We start from the raw sequence: 19,405 nt of genomic DNA on the forward strand, positions 1-19,405 counted from the left end.
ACGCAAATGTTGAGATAAAGTCCGCATCCGCCGTGTAGCCATTTGTGCAACAAAGGCTTGACCTGCGGTTATATTGCGGTCAATCTCGCCTTTACTCGCATACCCCCACTTTTAACCCAACATTTGCGTATTTGCGGCGCATCATCCCCCCTCCGAGCAATAGACCGGGGCGCTCTACAGGGCGCCCCGGTCTATTGCTTAGCTATGAATTCCCGGTAAATGTGCGAGCGAGCAATCTACATGAGCTCGCAGACGCTCTGGGCAAACGCCACCGGGTCGGCGGGCAGGATGCCCTCGACGAGCAGCGCCTGGTCGTAGAGCAGACCGGCATACAGGGAGAGCTTATCCTGGTCGCCCGCCTCCTGAGCAGCCACGAGCTTGTCGAACACCGGATGCTTGGCGTTGAGCTCAAGCACGCGCTGGCTCTTGGGCATCTCGCCGCGATCGGCCTCGGGGCCGCGCGCAAGCACCTTCTCCATCTCGAGCGACAGCGGACCCTCGGTGGTGATACAGGCGGGGGCATCGGTCAGACGCGCGGAGACCGCAACCTTCTCCACCTTATCGCCGAGGGCCTCCTTCATGGCCTCGAACAGGTCGCCGTGCTCCTTCGTAGCCTCCTCGGCATCCTTCTTCTCGTCCTCGGTCGCGAGGTCGAGATCGCCGGTCGCCACGTTCTTGAGATCGAGGAAGCGGTCCTCGGTCTCGGGCTCCGCGCCGTCGGCGACGGCCTTTGCGGCCGCCTCGCGCGCGGCGTCGTCCTCGTAAACCTTGGGCATGTGCTTGGCGGTGTAGCCGCGCATGGCCTGGAAGGTGAACTCGTCGACATCGGCCGTGAGCAGCAGCACGTCATAGCCGCGGTCAAGCACGCCCTTTACCACGGGCATCTTGGCCAGGCGCTCGCGATCATCGCCCGCCGCGTAGTAGATCGCCTTCTGGCCCTCGGGCATGGCGGCGGCGTACTCGGCAAGCGTCACCATCTTGTTCTCGCGCGCGCTCCAGAACAGCAGCAGGTCGGCAAGTTCATCGGCCTTCATCCCATAGCTGGAGTAAATGCCAAACTTGAGCCCACGGCCGAAGTTCTCAAAGAACTTCTCGTACGTCTCACGGTCGTCGTCGCGCATCTTCTCGAGCTCGCTCGTCACGCGCTTCTCCACGCGCTTGGCGATGGCTTTGAGCTGGCGGTCGTGCTGCAGGGTCTCACGCGAGATGTTGAGCGAGATGTCCTGGGAGTCCACCACGCCGCGCACGAAGTTGTAGTAATCCGGCAGCAGGTCGGCGCACTTCTCCATAATCAGCACATTGGAGCTATAGAGCGCTAAGCCCTTCTCGTAATCCTTGCTGTAAAGGTCGAACGGTGCGCGGCTCGGGATATAGAGCAGCGCGTCGTACTCGAGGGTGCCCTCGGCGTGGAAGCTCACCGTACGCGCCGGGTCCTCAAAATCGTGGAACGTGCTCTTATAAAACTCGTTGTAGTCCTCCTCCGACACGTCCGAGCTGCGTTTCTTCCAGATGGGAGTCATCGAGTTGATGGTCTCGAGCTCCTCGCAGTCCTCGTACTCCGGCTTGTAGTCGTCGCCGGCGTCGGCGGGGCGCTCCTTCTCGCGGCTCTTGGTGACCATCATCTGGACGGGATAGCGCACGTAGTTGCTGTAGCGCTTGATGAGGTCCTTGAGCCCCCACTCGGACAGATACGTGTCGTAGTTCTCGCCGGGCTCGCCATTCTCGCCGGCGACGTTCTCGCGGATGGTGAGGATGACGTCGGTGCCGTGCTCGGCGCGCTCGCCGGGCTCGATGGTGTAGCCCTCAAGGCCGTCGGACTCCCATACGTGCGCCGTGTCCTCGCCGAAGGCGCGGCTGACCACACGGACCTTGGAGGCAACCATGAACGCAGAGTAGAAGCCCACGCCAAACTGACCGATGATGTCGACATCCCCGCCCTGGTGCTCGGCGTTTTCCCGCTTGAACTCCTGGCTGCCGGAATGGGCGATGGTGCCGAGGTTCTCCTCGAGGTCCTCAGCGGTCATGCCGATGCCGTTGTCGGAGACGGTAAGCGTGCGCGCGTCCTTGTCAAACGAGACGCGGATGGCAAGGTCATCGTTGCCGAGCTGAATACTCGAGTCGGAGAGACTCTTGAAGTTGAGCTTGTCCACCGCATCCGACGCGTTGGAGATAAGCTCACGCAGGAAGATCTCCTTGTTGGTATAGATCGAGTTGATCATGAGGTCGAGGAGCTTCTTGCTCTCGGTTTTAAATTGCTGCATACGCGCAACGCCCTTTCTGCTGTCGTCTAGCCGGCTTTCGCCGGCTTGTGCGCCGGCAAGCGGCGCACATCTACTGAACGCCTCCATGGTACCCACAATTGAACTCATAAAACCTAAGCGTTTACCACTTAGATTCAGATGACACAATTGGCATCCTGAAGTCTCAGCCCGTCACCTGCGGGCTATTGGCACCCCGTGGAGAGCAGGCCTCACCGTTCGATGCTCGCTGCGGCCAATTGCGGTCACGATTTATATTCATACAGTATTTGTAATTACGTTGCATCGCGTCTCTAAATCGAAATGGCCGTAAAACCCGTCACTTATGAAGAAATGCACAGCAGTGTGCCGCCCATGCATCAACCGTGATGCACTCGACGCCCAGCCAACGACAAAAAGAGACAAGAAATACTGTATGAAGTAGTTTTTTGACCACTTTGGCAAAAATGCGCCGAAATGCAGAAAAGAGCGTATCGTCTATGCATGGAGAAAGTTGTCTGCGCGTGCGGCGCCTCCGCACTCGAACTCTACCGATCGAGCAAACGCCTCATCCCGACGCTGCTCGACAAGCCGAGGACCGGCCAGGTCACCGGCCTGTCAGTTCCGCCGCGGCAGCTCCTGGCTGATGACATGACCGTCCACGGCATCGTGAGCAAGCCATATCACGTTCTCGTCGATGGAAACCGCGGATACAACCAACGTCAAGATACCCAAGTCACGGCATGCTACCGCCCTCTTCCTCCTCGGTCGCTCATAAAAATCGACCGATCGTTCTGGACGGTGAGTCCCGAACTCTCCTTCATCCAGATTGCGGGCGACAACACCTGGAGCAACTTCGATATCATCAGCTTGGGATATGAGCTTTGCGGCACCTATGTTCTCGATGATTCGTGGGACGGCCTCACGTGCACCGAGAAACCGCTTACATCAACCGAGAAAATCGGCAGGCTCACCGACTCCATCCACAGGGTCACCGGCATCAAGCGGGCGCGTAATTTGCTCAAATACGTGAACGGCCTGTCAAACTCCCCTATGGAGACCGTCCTGGCCATGCTTGTCTCGCTGCCCACCACGATGGGCGGTCTAGGTCTCGGTCCCATCTCGATGAACCATCCCGTCGCGACGCCCGTCGGGAGGCGGCGCGTCGACATCGGGTTCACCCGGCAGCGCGTCGGCCTTGAATACCAAGGAAAGGAGTTCCACTCCATAGAGGCGGCAGGGCGGGATGCGCGGCGACAAAACAAAATCGTCGGCTCCGGATTCACCATCTTGAACGTGTGGTACGAGGATCTTGTCGATGAGCACCTATTCCAGCAGTTCACCGACGATCTGTTCCGCGCCCTGGGCTCTCGCAAGCGCATTCGCACCAGCGGATTCCATACGCTCCAAAAGATTTTGCGAATGCAGCTCATGCCGACCGTAACCAGATATGGAGGCAACGAATTCTGACGGGGGTCGCGGATGCGCGGCACCGCGAGCTTTGCTGTCGAAAGTGCGGCGCCGCGCCAATCGAAGATGCGAGCCCCACCGATCGAGCATGAGAATCCCAGCCAATCGAGCATGCGATTTCGCACCAATGAAAAACGCGGCACCGCGTCAAGCGGCACCGCGTTTCATCGCATGTCGGCGTGAAGGCGGGAGCGGACCCTCTACGCAAGCACCTCGCGCACAGTGGCGGCAACACCCTCGGCGTTGAGGCCGTACTTGTCCAAAAGCTCCAGCGCCGGGCCGGACTCGCCGAACGTGTCGCGAACGCCAACACGGCGCATGGGCACCGGGCACTGCTCGCCCAAAACGGCCGCGCACGCCTCACCAAGGCCACCCATAATGGAGTGCTCCTCAACCGTCACCACGTGGCCGGTCTTGGAAGCGGAAGCGACGAGTGCCTCCGAGTCGAGCGGCTTGATGGTGTGCATGTTGACGACCTCGGCGGAGATTCCCTCCGCCGCAAGGGCCTCTGCGGCCTCAAGCGCGGCGGACACCATGAGGCCGCAGGCGACGATGGACACATCGGTGCCCTCGTGCATGACGACGGCACGGCCGAGCTCGAACTCGTAGGTATCAGGGTCGTTGATCACCGGCGCAGCAAGACGGCCAAAGCGCAGGTAGAAGGGGCCGTCCGTCGCATAGGCGCAACGCGTGGCGGCACGGGCCTCCACGTCGTCGGCGGGAACCACGACCGTCATGCCGGGAATGGTGCGCATGAGGGCGATGTCCTCGTTGCACTGGTGCGTGGCTCCGTCCTCGCCCACCGAGATGCCGGCATGCGTGGCGCCGATCTTCACGTTGAGATGCGGATAGCCGATCGAGTTGCGAATCTGCTCGAACGCACGGCCTGCGGCGAACATCGCAAACGAGCTCGCGAACGCAACGCGGCCCGTGGTGGCAACACCCGCGGCGAGGCCCATCATGTTGCCCTCGGCGATGCCGGCATTGTAGAAACGGTCGGGGTAGGCGGCCTTGAACTTGCCCGTCTGCGTCGCCGCGGCAAGGTCGGCGTCAAACACCACGAAGTCATCGTGCTCCGCACCGAGCTCGACCAGCGCCTCGCCGTAGCTCATACGCGTGGCGATCCTCTTAACGTCTGCCATTGCCTTACGCCTCCTTCGCGAGCTCGGCCGCGCGGGCATCAAGCTCGGCCATTGCCTGCTCGAACTGCTCGTCGTTGGGGGCCTTGCCATGCCAGCCCACCTGGCCCTCCATGAAGGAGACGCCCTTGCCCTTGACCGTCTCGGCGACGATGCACACGGGTTTGCCGCTCACCTCGCGAGCAGCCTGGAACGCAGCGCGCACCTGCGCCATGTCGTTGCCGTCGGCGAGTTCGATGACGTGGAAGCCAAAGGCCTCGAACTTGTTGGCAATGGGCATCGCGGAGTTGACCTCCTCGATGCTGCCGTCGATCTGCAGGCCGTTGTGGTCGACGATGAGCACGAGGTTGTCGAGATGGTGGTTGCCGGCGAACATCGCAGCCTCCCACACCTGGCCTTCCTCGATCTCGCCATCGCCCAGCAGGCAGAACGTACGATACGCATCGCCCCAGTGCTTGGCGGCGAGCGCCATGCCCACCGCGGCGGAGATGCCCTGACCCAGCGAGCCAGTGGACATGTCGACGCCGGGAGTGTCGTTCATGTTGGGATGGCCCTGCAAGTGGCTACCAACATGGCGCAGGGTCTCAAGATCATCTTTGGGGAAGAACCCGCGCTCGGCGAGCACGGAATACAGGGCAGGGGCGCAGTGACCCTTGGAGAGGACGAACCGGTCGCGATCCGCGCGGCGCGGGTCGCTCGGGTCGATGTTCATCTCCTCAAAATACAGATACGTGATGATATCGGCTGAGCCGAGGGAGCCGCCGGGATGGCCGGACTTGGCGGCATGCGTTCCGACCACGACCCCCTTTCTAACTTCATTGGCAATCTGGATGAGTTCCTCATCGCTCATGGACAATGCCTCCTTGCATGTGAGCGGTGGCGCGTTACCAGGGTAATCATAGCGGCAGGACGTGGCGGAGGGTCGAAAGCAAACGGTAAATTCAAAACCTTACAATGTGAAATTGAGACATCTACCTGCGATAAAACGCTTGACCACAAGACGTTTTGAGAATCAAGCGAAAGGACCTAGCGAGCAGATGCAACCCGCTCCCAATCCGCTTCAAAAGCGGCAAGCCCGGCGTCGGTAAGCGGGTGATGCAGGCATTTTTTGAGGGCTTTCATGGGCACGGTGGCAATATCCGCTCCCATGAGCGCCGCCTGCGTCACGTGGTTGGGCGTGCGCACGGAAGCGGTGATGATCTCAACTCGACTGTCCGGATTCTTGCCCGACCAATCGTAATTCTTGATGCACGTCACGATGTCCCCGAGCTGAGCAAGGCCGTCGAGCGCGATGTCGTCGTAACGGCCAACGAACGGCGACACGTAGCGGGCGCCGGCGTTGGCAGCCAAAAGCGCCTGCGTCGCGGAGAAGATGAGCGTCATGTTCACGCGCACGCCCTCGTCCGCAAGGGTACGGCATGCAGCCAGGCCCGCTTCGCAAATGGGGAGCTTGACCACGATGTTCGGTGCGAGCGCAGAAAGGCGGCGGCCCTGCTCGACCATGCCCTCCGCAGTGTTCGCCGTCGCCTCTGCCGAGACGGGCAAGCCCTCACACAGCTCGGCGATCTTGAGCATGTGCGGCTCGAAGTCCTCGAGCTTACCACCCGTTTTGGCATAGAGACTGGGGTTGGTGGTCACGCCCGCCAAGCAGCCCCAACTTTTGGCCTCGGCGATTTCCTCGAGATCTGCCGTGTCGATAAAGAACTTCATCTCAAACCCTTCTCGCGGCATCGTGCGACACAAAGCACAGTATAAAAGCTGCGTCGCAAGCGTTTTGAGGCTAAAGCGTTTTGGCATCGACAAGCGGTCGAGAATTTACATAGCCGGCCCGCCAGCGGGCTCCCGCACGGGCGGTTGCTTTACAGCTCCGGCAGCTCCTGCACCGGAAAGTGCACGGATATGCTGGTGCCGCGGCCAAGCTCGCTATCCAATTCGATGCGCGCGCCGTGATACGCCGCGGCGTGCTTGACAATGGCGAGACCCAATCCCGTGCCGCCGCGAGCCTTGGAACGGCTTTTGTCCACGCGGTAGAACCGTTCAAAGATCTTGCCCTGCTCCTCAGCGGCGATACCAATACCCGTGTCGGCAACGCAGATGTACGGCGCAAAGAGCCCCGAGGCCTCATCTGCATCCGATCCGCCGACTTGCTCAACGCCGCACGAGAGCGTCACAACGCCGCCGGGACGGTTGTAGCGTATGGCATTGCTCGCCAAATTGTACGCAAGCTCGTCGATGAGCCGCGGAACACCCACCACCATGGCAGGCTCGCACGCCAGCTCAATCCGCACGTCCGCGCGCTGGGCGACTTGCTCCAAGCGCTGGGCGATGCCGTCAAGCGTGCGCGGCACGTCGATGGGCTCGCGCGTGCCCAGCGTCGCCGACGCGGCACCGTCCTCGGAGCGCTCCGCCTCGTCCAGGTTGGACAAGGTGAGGATGTCATTCACAAGGGAAGTGAGCCTTCCCGCCTCGTTGTAAATACGACGTCCAAAGTCGAGCAGATCCGCCTCATCGGTCACCATGCCGTTGGCGATAAGTTCCGCGTAGCCAGAAACCGTGGTGAGGGGCGTCTTGAGTTCGTGAGTGATGTTCGCCGTGAACTCGCGGCGCATGCGATCATTGTTGGCGAGCACACGCACCTGGCGCTTGAGCTCTTGGCGCTGGGTCTCAATACGCTCCAACATGGGCTCCATTTCGGCGTAGGCGTTTTGTGCATTGCGTTGGGGGTGATCGAGGTCCACCTCGAGCAGCGGATCGATGATGCGCCTGGATTCACGGCGCGCCACGGCGACGGAGACTACGATGCCGACGGCGGTCAAAATCGCCACGGGTCCGGCAAGCGACCAGAGAACAGACAGGTAGCCCGCCTCGCCCTTTGCCAAGCGCACCACGCTGCCGTCCGCCAAACGAACCGCCTCATACAGCATGACCTCGCCCAAAGTCGAGCTGGAACGGTCGGCCGAACCGCTGCCGGTCTCAAACGCCGCCTCGATCTCGGGGCGATCCCCGTGATCCCCCATCTTGCTCTCGTCGATATCGGTGTCGTACAGCACGTCGCCGTCCCGCCCCACGAGCGTGATGCGCGTATCGTCCTGCTGCAGACGCCTAAGCATGCCGACATAGCTTGGAGAGCTGTTGAGGGAGGCCGCCACAACGCGCGCCTCGCTGGCCAGCTCCTCGGATGTCGAATCAACCAGGCGCTTTTGCATGAACAAGGTGAGCGCCAGGGCAAACACCGCGATCGTGATGAGGGACATGGTGAGCATCGTGGCGAACACGCGCTTGGAAAGCGAACGTTTGGTCACGCGCGAACTCACGCGACCACATCGAGGCATCATTTACAGGTCTGCCAAACGATAGCCCACGCCGCGCACCGTCTCGATGCGATCGGCGTAATCGCCCAGCTTTTGACGGAGCGTCTGCACATGCACGTCGACCGTGCGCGAGCCGCCGTCAAAGTCCCAGCCCCACACGCTGCGCAAAAGAGACTCGCGCGTAAAGACCACGCCGGGCTTGCGCATAAGGTACTCGAGCAGGTCGAACTCGCGCAACGTGAGCTTGAGTTCCTGTCCCTCAACGCGCACCACGCGATGGCTGGGGGAAAGCTCGATGCCGCCCACGGAGAGCGTCTCGGGCGCGGGACGATTGGACATGCCGCCGCGGCGCAACAGGGCGCGGCAGCGGCTCGTGAGCTCCATGAGGGAGAACGGTTTGGTGAGGTAGTCATCCGCGCCGCCATCGAGCGCCACGACCTTGTCGAGTTCGGAATCTTTGGCGGTGAGCATCATGATGGGAACCGTCGCGGTGGCCTGGTCGGCGCGCAGGCGCCGCATGATCTCGAGGCCATCGGTGTCGGGCAGCATGATGTCGAGCAGAACCGCATCGGGGACGCGACGCGCAACGGCAGCCTTGAACTCGCTGTCCGATGCGAACCCCTCAGCCTCTATCCCCTGCTGGCGCAGCGCATAGAGGGTGAGCCCCCGAATATTGTCATCGTCCTCGACGTAGTAAATCATAGGAACGGCTCCTCTCGCCTATTGGTGGATTTTACCCAAATCGGCCGGTGAGGTAGTCCGCCGTGCGTTGATCGCGCGGAGCTTTAAAGATCTGCGCGGTGGTGCCATGCTCAACCAGCTCACCCAACAGGAAGAACGCCACAGAGTCGGAGATGCGCGATGCCTGCTGCATGTTGTGCGTCACCACTACCAAGGTGTAATCCTGCTTAAGTTCCATCGCCAGCTGCTCAACCTGCACCGTGGAAATGGGGTCGAGTGCGCTCGTGGGCTCGTCCATAAGCAGAACCTGCGGCTTGACCGCGATCGCGCGCGCGATGCACAGACGCTGCTGCTGTCCACCAGACAGACCAAGGCCCGACGACTTCAGCTTGTCCTTGACCTCATCCCACAGCGCGGCGCGACGCAGGGACTCCTCGACTATGCCATCCAGCTCCGAACGGCTCTTGACACCCATGCCGCGCGGACCATACGCCACGTTATCGTAGATGCTCATGGGGAACGGATTGGGATGCTGGAAGACCATACCCACGCGCTGACGCAACAAGGTGGTGTCGAAGCCGTCGTAGATGTCTTGCCCATCGAGCTTGATGGAGCCCTCAACGCGGCAATCCTTGACGTAGTCGTTCATGCGATTGAAGCAGCGCAGGAGCGTGGACTTTCCGCAGCCGGACGGGCCGATAAACGAGGTGATCTCGCGCTCAGGAATATCGATGGACACGTCCTTGAGCGCATGATGGTCGCCGTAAAACAAGTCGACGTGGCTCACGGAAAGGCGCGTGGCGTGGTGGACGGGCACGGTAGCGCCCAGGTCGATCTTGGGCGCGCCGACCTCGCGCAATGCCGCCGCCTCGGCCGCGCGGGCCATGGCAAGGGCGCTTTCCTCAGACGTTCGATCCACCTGGGTCCTCCTCAACATGAGCGTCATAGCGCACAGAATGATACGGAGTCCACCTCAAAGGCCGGAAAGGCATATGTAAGGAGCCTGTAAGGAACATCCTCGCGATACGCGTGGATGTTAAGAACCCGCAGGAGCCGCGATCGGAAGGTTCTGAACCTCAATCTGGGGACCTCAATCTGGAAACGGGCGCCGCATTGAAGTTGTGATCGGGAGCTTCTTGAGCTTTTTCGTATTGTTTTTCGATTTTGCAAAGTAGAGCAGCCTCAACGGGCGCGATGCGGCAACAAAACCGCAGTTCGCCGCAGCGTGCCGCATCTGTCTACTTCGCAAAATCCAATTTCTGTACGAAAAAGCTCATCTAACCTACGCTAACCACGCGACTCGTTAGGCAGCTCGATGGTGAAAACCGTCGCCTCGGGCGTGGAAGCGCAGGAAATGGTGCCCCCATGCGCGGCGACGATCTCCTTGGCGATCGCCAGGCCAAGCCCCGCGCCGCCGCGGTTGGTCGCGCGCGCGGCATCCAGCCGGTAGAACTTCTCGAAGATCATGCCGAGCTTGGGAGCGGGAATCGGGTCACCCTGGTTTTCGAAGCGCACGACCACGCTGTCGGGCGTCTGCTCGGCAAAGATCCGAATGGTCGACCCCTCGTAGCTGTACGCAATCGCGTTCTTCATCACGTTGTTGAACACGCGCGCCATCTTGTCGCCATCGATGAGTACGATGAGACTCGCGGTTGCCTCCACCTCAACTGATTTTCCTTGCTCGGTGAGGATGGGATAGAATTCGTCGGCGACCTGCGCGAGCAGCAGCGCCAAGTCAACATAGCCGCGGGTAAGCACGATGTCGTGGAAGTCGAAGCGCGTGATGTCGAAGAATTCCTCGATGAGTGCATCCAGGCGGTGCGCCTTGTCGAGCGCGATGCCCGTAAAGCGAGCGCGCTGCTCAACGGGCAGGTCGGGTGCTTCCTCGAGAAGCGAGAGATAGCCCACCACGCTCGCCAGCGGCGTTTTGAGGTCGTGCGCGAGATAGGTAACGAGGTCGTCTTTGCGGCGGGCCTCGTCGCGCAGGGCATCCGCCACCTGACGTTCGCGGTTACGCACGCGGTTGATAGCGCCCTCCACCTCGAGAAACGTACCGTCAAGATTCGCCACGTTCTCGGGGTGCTCAATGAGACGGTCGACCAGATGCGCGGCGATCGCGCGATCTGCCAACGCCTGGCCGCGGTCGTACCCCATGTAATACATCGCGCGCCCGGCGAAAAAGACGCCGCACACCGCGAGCGCGAGCAAGAAGCCACAGAACATGAACAGGTAGTCGAGGTCAATGAAAAGCCTGCCGGCGCCCATCGTGAACAGGCGGCCCAAGAACAGGACAAGGAACCACGCAAGGCCGCCGAGCGTAACTGCGCGGCGGGCCGTGATAAAGCGGTCGATGAGCATGTACCCCACCACGACCACGATAAGGAAGGCGGGGAAGTTCTCGCCCGCCACCACCGAGAACGATATCAGCACGAGTACCACGATGGAGAGCAGGCGGCTATCGAGAATGTTGCGCATCTTGGCAAGGAGCTCGTCCATGGAGTCGTTCGACGTGGTGAACGTGCGGTCCCCCGCAAGCGAGGAAGCCGGATCACGGGTGCCAGATGCGAGTGGCGCGCTGGCGGCTGGTGTGCCAAAGCCGCATCCATCCACTCTGGCTCCGTCTTTGGGAGATGGAGCGGAAGAACCCGTTGGAGTCGCGTCAAGCGATGCGGCGGCGTCCGCCACGTTGGCTGTCCGCGTATTCGGAGCACCCGTCATGGGGTTCACGGGCAAATGGCCCCCTCGCCTCGATGCCTGCTTGTCGTTCCACATAGCCACTCGCTCTCGCCCGAGGTGGCATGATCGCGCGCGACCATGATTACATTCCTGCATCCATTATGACCAATGCAGCCCCGCATCAATCGGCATGCGGCTACATTAAGCGAGGATTAAGTGGGGGCGAGTCTCCGCGTGCCTTGATGCGGGGCGGAAGCCGTGGGCGCGCGTTCGATCTTGGTCGAGGAGGTCGGCGAACGCGTGATGGAGCTGTTCAGACGCGAGAAGGGGCTCGCGTAGCGCATTCGGCGGCATACGCAAGAGCGCGTCACATATGCTCGGCATGTACTACTTTAGTGTACGTCTATTTGGAGGGCCAATGGAAGATGGGTTGAAACCACAGAACAATTTGGAACGTCTGCAATCGGGCTCCGCCTGCGGCAACGTGATCATTCGCCCCGCAACCGAAGCGGACGCCGCGTTTGTCCACAACATGATGTGCCAGCTCGAAGCGATGGAATTCGATTACCCCTCGTTCCTCCAACGCTTCTCTAGACAACTCCATAATCCAAACTATACCTGCTTGATAGCCGAATCCGGGGGATTGCCCGCCGGTGTGATCAACTTAAAAATCGAAGCGCATCTGCACCACGAGTGCCCGACTGCCGAGATCTGCGAACTAGTCGTCGACGCTCGGGCACGCGGAGGCGGCATAGACACGAAACTCGTCCAGCGCGCCCTCCGCATCGCGCGCGAAGCCGGGTGCGAAGTGCTCGAATTGAGCTCAAACAGGTCCCGCACCGATGCGCATCGGCTCTATGAGCGGCTCGGGCTGAGTAAGACGCATTGGCATATGACGATGCCGTTGGAGCAAGAAGAGCGCTGAGCGAAGGGTGCGCGCACGCGGGCGACGCCATTATCGAAGGCCGGCTGCCCTTTGCGAACATAAAACATGGCAACGGTCAGGCGACCTGCTGATATTCAAAACTCCGCTCGTAAAGCGCCTCGGGGGCAATGTCTATGTCGCCATCACACCATGTCATGATGCCGTGCTCGAGCCGGAAATCCTTGAGGACGTCCTCGTCCTCAAGCGGCTCGAAGGCGGGCATGGATAAAAGGCAGCTGGCATCGAACAGGCGTGTCTCCCCCGTCGAGAACGTGACGAGCAGGATGCGCTCGCCGACATACCGCGCATGGGAGACCTCGATGCCCTCAACGGGCTCCCCAGCATATGCGATGCCGTCGATGATGTACATGCTACCTCCTACACGAGCGGCTCAATCTTGTCGAAGGGCTTTCCAGCTTTAATGCAATCTGGTACTGATACATGGAAAACAAAAGGGAGTGATAGCTATCGATAAACGACGACAACGATTTACCCAAGTCGCCCTTGAATACAAATTTCGCTTCAAGGGCTAAATCCTGCAACTCTGCCAACTTACACAGAAGAAGCTGCTGGTAATCTTGCTCAAGCACATGCGCAATAGACGGACCAATGGAATAGAGATAAGCGTTATTGGTCATGAATTGAAAAGATAAATCGTTTGCCAAATCCGGGCCTTCTTGCCCCCTTTCTAGATATTTGCGATATAGCCATTTTACACCCCTCATTCAGTCAGATCCCAAACTGTACCTGCAAGCAATTCATGTTGTGAGAATTCTCGCACGCCGTGCGGACATGATTATCGACCTGGAACCAGGCTTCATGCACATGGGGCACGGCAGCGGCCCCATGTGCCTCACCCCACGGTACAGAACATCTTAACCTTCCGGTTCCCCAACTCGTAAAAGCGCCGGGTCAGCTCTTCCTTTGAAATGTTTCCGCCGGTTTGGGCAAATGCCCACGCTGCCGTGCTATGCGCGGCGATCTCGGCGTCTATGTACAGGCCATCGTATGGCAGTTCGTGAGCAATGTCCCTTATGTCCCCGATATCCAAAACGTAGGGGGCCGCAACCGCTGACTCACGATAAAGCGCAATTCTCCACTCTCTTTGCGACGCGTATTGCACCGCCTTTTTGAACGGCCCGAAACAAGTCCCCGGGAGCCCATCGGGAAAGAAGGCGTCCCCCGGAGCTTCCTCCATTTCAAGCAGAACATGATTGCCCAGATCCCGACCGGCAGCCAGGGCGGGAGGCCCATAGGCCACAGGTGAGAAAGCGTATTCCGCCCCTTGGGCAACCGCCGCGTACATCACCCGTTTGAGAAACTGATCGATATCATCGATTGCGATGAAATACTCGCCGAGCTCGCGGGGGTTCCCTAGGGTCTCGATACACGGCAGTCCATTGATGTTCTTGACGGTATCCATGGCAAAGCAGAGGATATTGCACGAGGCAAAACCAGATGGGCACACTTGGGCGCAATGCATCTGCACCCTTCTGAACTCTATGGGCAATGCGTCAAGAGTCATCGGATCGATCTCGAGGCTCAAACCTTCGGCGGCGTCCCTCTGGGCTTCGTTCCCATTACTCCAAAAATACCCCAGGGAGTTCATGTAGAGCCTGCCGTTGAGGAATTCCTCTCTGTACTCCCGGCGACCAAAGCCCTTGACGAGACGGTAGCGTTCCATTGTGTCCCCCGAAGCCCTCGATCCTCATATCTAAAGCTCTCTCGAAATTATGCCTCTGTTCCCGATGTTGCATAGGGAGACGGACATATACCGGATCGTTCTTGCCGAAGGCATCCTAAACAAAAGTCGGGTTTGAGTATCCAATAGATTAGGTATGACATATATTTTGATAAACCAACCGCACCCAGTGTAAACACTGGGTGCGGTATAAGAAACGCGGTCTAAAGACCGTCTTGCCTGCATTCTAACTTTACGCTATCGGAAAGACAAACGCACAGACGCCTATTCGCCAAAAGACGCACAGCCCCTGTTCGGAAGCGCTCGTGTCGCCATCGTCCTCAATGCCGCCGATAACGCTGGAGAGACTCTGGAAGCTTGCGCATGGGAGCTCGATTTAGGGCAGGCATTATTAAAGCCTATCGGTTTGGCGGAAATCATCGTTCGCAACTCCATGGGCAACGCAATTAACCAGTGGTGGATGGCCCAGGACCTTGAGAATACATGGACTACGTGCTCCGATATATATTCAAGTGCCCCCGTGCTCGCTCCGTTTGTCCATCGCACCGAATGGGAGAAGAGGGCCAAGCAGTATCTCCACGAAGGGCAGGAAGTCGCTTCTCACGATGACATGATTTCCCATGCAACCTTGGGAACATGGAAAAATATGGTTGGCAATCCTGCGGGACTCAGCCCCCAGCCCCCCATAGAATCAGAAAAACGGGAGTCATGGGAAGCTGCTCGGAAACGCGATGCCCAATGCGCGAGACTCTGGAAGAACGTCTTGTACCAAGCGTTCCCCAATATACGAAGACCAAAAAGGAACGCTGAAAACTATCCCCACGCGCATACATCGGCTTGAGACTCTCGAGAATGAGGTCTTTGCGAAACAGGGTATGCCACCGGGATAATCTGAGACTTGTTAACGTCAAGGGTCGTTATCAAGATGCCCTTGAGCTCATTCGCTCTGTCAGCCTGCCCGCATACGAATGGGCACGAGAAATATTCGATGCAGAAATCGCGGACTGTTTGTCGAGACGCCCAGAATTCTTGAGTGGCGAAACGGCGACATCAGCAAATGACGACTGAACCATAGACAGGAATCGGATAGAACACAGGGGGGGTGAAACTCGAAGGCGATATTCAGTCATCCGCCACTTCGGACTGCCTCACCGAGTGACCCTCTGTATACCTCGAACGTCATCGGGCCAAGGCATCGCTCCTATTGCGAGCAGCAGCGACGAATCAGTCGGCACCTTACACTTGCCCTCGTTCTGAAGGATGAAGGATCGGCCTACTGGTCCAAATGGTCACCGCCTCTTGGGCATCATGGTCACTGATAATTGAGTAGAAATCGCAATGAGGGCCGCACCCCCTGGGGCCAGCGGCGCGGATAGGACGCTCTTTCCGCTCAACTCCAGCGACCGCGGCGACCGGGGCAAGCGCTACGGAAGCACCGCTCGCACCGATACGAAAACCGCGAAACGATCTGTACCCGCGACGCGAAATAATCGCCCAAAAAAGCGGCCCAGAACTGCTTGCCACTGGGAGAAAGACAATCAGCAGCATCTCCTTGAGCGCTGGAACGACCTGACCGACAGCATCCGAGTGGATATCGATGTGCGCAGAGGCGAATCGAGGCTGTTCTATACACACTGACGCCATTTTGGGGCGATGCCGATCAAGACGTAGAACCGAGCCAACCGCACGCATGAGATCCCGCCACCCGATGACGGCGAACTCGACGTTCCGAGCGTGAAATAGATGGCCATCAACCATTTCCGCCACCGTCGAATGAGCCGCTGAATCTCCTACCATAAAAAAGGGCAACACTCTCGGAGAAAGCATCACCCTTAAAGCTCCCGAAGAGCTTTTGTATAGTACTGCGTAGTCTATGCCACCTTAAAAGGGGGAGTAAACTACGCCTCATATCCTTCACGAAAACATCGTCCCTTGAACGCATGCCTCAAGTTTGAAAATCACCATGAGCCGTAAAGCGCACATTTCACGATGCGTCTGGATACCACGCGTCAACTAGCTTCTTAAAGTACTGGAACGAGCTTCTAACAACATCGTTTTTCTCGTAGTAATCAATATTCCTATACATTCGATCCGTGATATGACGAAGCTGCTCCCCCTTTGCAGCAATCACGCCAGAAGACGCCATGCGATGATGCATATATAACGCTGTTGATATCTGCTGCAATCTATCGTTACTCATCTTCGTTCTTAACGTTGGGTCGGAAAAACCAACAGCGCGCAGCGCGTTCTTAACTTCATGGCCCACCTGATACTTCGGCTCACCGCTTTTCAAATCATCTAGAACGCAATTATTGTGTCCGCATGCGTTACGAAGCGACTTGACACTCTGAAGCCGATAGAATGCGCTGCGCAATTTCTTGTCATCATGCTTATTTGCCACGAAGAGAAGAAACTGATTAAACACGCCAAAGGGGATTAGTTCAACAAACACCCAGACCGGAAATTCGTAGCCTGGATAGCCGTCAACAAACGCGCCTGTGTAGCACCCTTCTTTTGCTCGATCTATTTCCACCTTTACGGGGTTGATGACAGTTGCCCCATCTTTTCCAACACGATCCCTGGAAGCTAAAAAATCTGCAACTATTGAATATCCGTCTTCTCCCTTTTTCTCCAGATAACTAAGTAGCTTGATCTTTGCAAAATGCTCGACATCCATCGTTGTCAAGAGGAGCACTTGACGAAACTCATAGTCGATGATTGCAAGGTTCTTGAGCATCGCAAAATCAAGATGAATATACTCCCCATTGTGCAATCCCCCACAATACCGGGGAAAGCCCTTTTTGAATTGGTTGATACGAAAGAAGTTGTTGTTTGTCTTCAGATATGATTCCGCTTCGAAACGATCGGCCATCTCGAACCGAACCCCTTCCGCCTCGAGATGCGCAACCTGCTGTTCGGCAGTTAACCAAGGTTTGGGAGTTTTTATTTCCATGCGATCACTACCTTGGAAACGAACGAATGGGGGGATCGGACAGCCCGATGCCACTGAGATGGCTTTCAATAATACCCCTTTACCCATGCGCCTGCTCAGCAACGGAGATTAATCAAAGCGGCCGAATGCCTGTTCATTTCGCGTTGCGAGTGCAGGTCGCACAATGACTTCCGAACCCGCTTGCACGCCGCACTAACGAAGAGGCAAGAGGTCCGAGAGCTTCATCCATGAATCAGCTCAACGAGCTTGAAAATCGGAAGTGCGATTGTCCCCGACTGAAGACAACATCAGAAACTCAGGCGTGATCGCATGCAAGACGAGAATATCAACCATTGTTTTTGATTAACACCCTCTGTTCCTGGGAAGAAATGAGTCAACAACGTCCAAATAAATAGGAGGCCAAAATGTTGCAACGAACCAATTACAATCCCGGCGACGATGAACTTCTTGGACTCATATCGAGTAACTCGCTTAAACGCAATCAGGACATAACGGACATGTTGCGCCTGCTGATGAACATAGACAAGGGGCTCTCAATCTTTCTCGATGGGGATTGGGGTTCAGGGAAAACATACTTCGTCAGATCTCTCAAGGTCGTCATAGATACCCTAAATACCTACCCAGACGTACTGCCAGCCGGGATTGATATGATTGCCGATAATGCATTCAAAGGCGATACCTCGTGGCATTGTGACTATCTGCCTGTTTACTACAACGCTTGGAGCTATGACTACTGGGACGATCCCTTAGCGTCAATTGCATGCACGCTCGCAGCGGAAGCCGACGAGGTTCGCCTCGAGTGCGAGCCGTCGGACCGTAAAGTGATAAAGACGGCGCTTGAGGCACTTATAGAGTTAGTATTCAATCATTGCTTCTCCGGACTCGGCTCCGCGATTGATAAAGCAGCGCAGACCATGAAAGCAGAGGACCTACTCGACGCATTCAAAAAGCGATCAAGCTTACGAGACGCAGTGGCCAAAGCCGTAAATCTCGTACTCAAAGAACGGGCAGGCAAGTTGCTCCTCATCGTCGACGAGCTCGACAGATGCGAGCCAAAATTCGCTTGCAGGCTCTTGGAGGAGCTCAAGGCCTTGTTCGATCTGGATAACGTGGTTGTACTGTATTCTCTCAACACTAAACAGCTTGCACATGTAATCGAAGGACAATATGGGGCGGGCTTTAACGGCAGTCGTTATCTATCCAAGTTCTACGACATTACGCTCCCAATCCGCACGGTAGATATGGACGACTATCTGACACATATGGATATGAATCCGACCTTCCAATCAAGCTTGGTCATCAAATCAATTGTTGAGGCACACGAAATGTCGCTACGAGAAACGAATCGCCTCATCGACATATGTAAGCCGAAATTGGAGCGCCTCGACGATGCGCGGAGCACGAACGGGGCTGTCTTTCGGGTCAGCTTCATGGACACCGTTGTGGCCGGGATACAAGTGTCCGATCCAGCTGCCTACGATCGACTCATAAACAAAGGCGACTATTCCGTTTTCACGAAAGAGGTGAAAGGGTCAAAAGGAATTAAGGACTGCTTTGTGGGAATTTTTCGCCACTGCATCAAACCTGGCGATTATCAGAGCATGGTCGATGACGAGAACCGCATCGATGAGCTCATTGACGCGGTTGCCGCCCTACGATGGACTAATCAATTTGACAAGAAGAATGCGGCATACAAAACGATCGATGAGGTGGAGAACGGCTGCTTGATACCCATGATAGAAAGAGAGTGAGCGCTGCACCTGGTTTGTATTGGCAACACAGCGTGCCCATCCAATAAAGCTTGCCCAAAGCAGGTATCGCTCGCATACCCCCACCAAAACACGAACCGCCTTCGGATGGCCCGCCTCCAGTCATCCCCAACCAAAGGCAAGCCGTCCGAAGGCGGTCGCACGCAGCATGCAGTTACCGAAATTGCTAGCGCTTCCTCCACACCATCTTGTCCACGATGCCCGTGTAGGACTGGATGATCTTCACGACCTTGGTGGACACGTTCTCGTCGGAGTAGTCGGGCACGGGCGCCTGGGGAAGCGACCCCTCCGCGTCCAGCGCCACGGCGGTGCGCACGGCGTTCACCAGGCAGCGCTCGTCGATGCCGGCGAGCGTGAAGCACGCCTTGTCGAGCGCCTCGGGGCGCTCGGTGGAGGTGCGGATGACGCAATGAACAGCGGGGGGCGATCGGCATCACATTCCCCACGTGCACCTTAGCTATCAGAATGAAGTATCGGCCAGCATCAGCCTAATGGACTCAAGCGGCCAGGTGAGACTTGCCGACACAGGAAGTAAGCGGATT

16 protein-coding genes are annotated in these 19,405 nt (G+C 57.8%); 3 read left to right on the forward strand and 13 right to left on the reverse strand.

Annotation, left to right across the window (positions count from 1 at the left end; translation table 11 throughout):
- Positions 1-236: 236 nt before the first annotated feature.
- Entirely contained in the window at positions 237-2,261 is a 2,025-nt protein-coding gene (gene htpG / locus Q5Q88_RS05025; protein ID WP_294122970.1) for a molecular chaperone HtpG, read from the reverse strand.
- Between the two features lie 480 nt (positions 2,262-2,741).
- On the opposite strand from htpG, the gene Q5Q88_RS05030 reads away from it, so the two are divergent.
- Positions 2,742-3,707, forward strand: a complete 966-nt coding sequence (locus tag Q5Q88_RS05030) for a hypothetical protein (RefSeq protein ID WP_118653421.1) — start codon at positions 2,742-2,744, stop codon at positions 3,705-3,707.
- A 200-nt stretch (positions 3,708-3,907) separates the two neighbouring features.
- On the opposite strand, the gene Q5Q88_RS05035 is transcribed toward Q5Q88_RS05030, so the two are convergent.
- From Q5Q88_RS05035 to Q5Q88_RS05065, 7 genes are all read right to left on the reverse strand, one after another.
- Positions 3,908-4,849, reverse strand: a complete 942-nt coding sequence (locus Q5Q88_RS05035) for a transketolase family protein (protein ID WP_302742110.1) — start codon at positions 4,847-4,849, stop codon at positions 3,908-3,910.
- 4 nt (positions 4,850-4,853) lie between these two features.
- A complete protein-coding gene (locus Q5Q88_RS05040) occupies positions 4,854-5,696 on the reverse strand; it encodes a transketolase (protein ID WP_294158205.1) in 843 nt (280 codons plus the stop codon).
- 176 nt (positions 5,697-5,872) lie between these two features.
- The gene (locus Q5Q88_RS05045) at positions 5,873-6,556 is read right to left on the reverse strand and encodes a transaldolase family protein (RefSeq protein ID WP_302742111.1); all 684 of its coding nucleotides are present in this window, start codon (positions 6,554-6,556) and stop codon (positions 5,873-5,875) included.
- 149 nt (positions 6,557-6,705) lie between these two features.
- The gene (locus Q5Q88_RS05050; RefSeq protein ID WP_302742112.1) at positions 6,706-8,148 is read right to left on the reverse strand and encodes an ATP-binding protein; all 1,443 of its coding nucleotides are present in this window, start codon (positions 8,146-8,148) and stop codon (positions 6,706-6,708) included.
- A 33-nt stretch (positions 8,149-8,181) separates the two neighbouring features.
- Positions 8,182-8,859 (reverse strand): response regulator transcription factor, encoded by a 678-nt coding sequence (locus Q5Q88_RS05055; RefSeq protein ID WP_118653413.1) that lies wholly within the window; start codon positions 8,857-8,859, stop codon positions 8,182-8,184.
- Positions 8,860-8,890: 31 nt separating this feature from the next.
- On the reverse strand, positions 8,891-9,775 hold the full coding sequence (gene pstB / locus Q5Q88_RS05060; RefSeq protein ID WP_302742113.1) for a phosphate ABC transporter ATP-binding protein PstB: 885 nt from the start codon (positions 9,773-9,775) through the stop codon (positions 8,891-8,893).
- A gap of 350 nt (positions 9,776-10,125) precedes the next feature.
- Complete coding sequence (locus Q5Q88_RS05065; RefSeq protein ID WP_368076131.1) at positions 10,126-11,556, reverse strand: sensor histidine kinase; 1,431 nt, start codon at positions 11,554-11,556, stop codon at positions 10,126-10,128.
- A gap of 376 nt (positions 11,557-11,932) precedes the next feature.
- Here Q5Q88_RS05065 and Q5Q88_RS05070 point away from each other — a divergent pair, with 376 nt between their 5' ends.
- Positions 11,933-12,439 (forward strand): GNAT family N-acetyltransferase, encoded by a 507-nt coding sequence (locus Q5Q88_RS05070; RefSeq protein ID WP_302742114.1) that lies wholly within the window; start codon positions 11,933-11,935, stop codon positions 12,437-12,439.
- Positions 12,440-12,515: 76 nt separating this feature from the next.
- On the opposite strand, the gene Q5Q88_RS05075 is transcribed toward Q5Q88_RS05070, so the two are convergent.
- From Q5Q88_RS05075 to Q5Q88_RS05090, 4 genes are all read right to left on the reverse strand, one after another.
- Positions 12,516-12,809: a DUF2442 domain-containing protein gene (locus tag Q5Q88_RS05075; protein ID WP_302742115.1), complete on the reverse strand. Its 294-nt coding sequence runs from the start codon at positions 12,807-12,809 to the stop codon at positions 12,516-12,518.
- Position 12,810: 1 nt separating this feature from the next.
- Positions 12,811-13,104, reverse strand: coding sequence for a hypothetical protein (locus Q5Q88_RS05080; RefSeq protein WP_302742116.1), 294 nt, complete (start codon positions 13,102-13,104; stop codon positions 12,811-12,813).
- Between the two features lie 188 nt (positions 13,105-13,292).
- Entirely contained in the window at positions 13,293-14,123 is an 831-nt protein-coding gene (locus Q5Q88_RS05085; protein ID WP_302742117.1) for a hypothetical protein, read from the reverse strand.
- Between the two features lie 2,002 nt (positions 14,124-16,125).
- A complete protein-coding gene (locus tag Q5Q88_RS05090) occupies positions 16,126-17,163 on the reverse strand; it encodes an Abi family protein (protein ID WP_302742118.1) in 1,038 nt (345 codons plus the stop codon).
- Positions 17,164-17,498: 335 nt separating this feature from the next.
- Between Q5Q88_RS05090 and Q5Q88_RS05095 the strand changes: the two genes are divergently transcribed.
- Complete coding sequence (locus tag Q5Q88_RS05095) at positions 17,499-18,845, forward strand: P-loop NTPase fold protein (RefSeq protein WP_302742119.1); 1,347 nt, start codon at positions 17,499-17,501, stop codon at positions 18,843-18,845.
- 184 nt (positions 18,846-19,029) lie between these two features.
- Here the strand turns inward: Q5Q88_RS05095 and Q5Q88_RS05100 are convergent, their stop codons facing one another.
- Positions 19,030-19,188 carry a hypothetical protein gene (locus Q5Q88_RS05100; RefSeq protein ID WP_302742120.1) on the reverse strand — a complete coding sequence of 53 codons (159 nt, stop codon included), beginning with the start codon at positions 19,186-19,188 and terminating at the stop codon, positions 19,030-19,032.
- Positions 19,189-19,405: the final 217 nt, after the last annotated feature.

Source organism: uncultured Collinsella sp., from assembly GCF_959026545.1.
Lineage (GTDB): Bacteria > Actinomycetota > Coriobacteriia > Coriobacteriales > Coriobacteriaceae > Collinsella.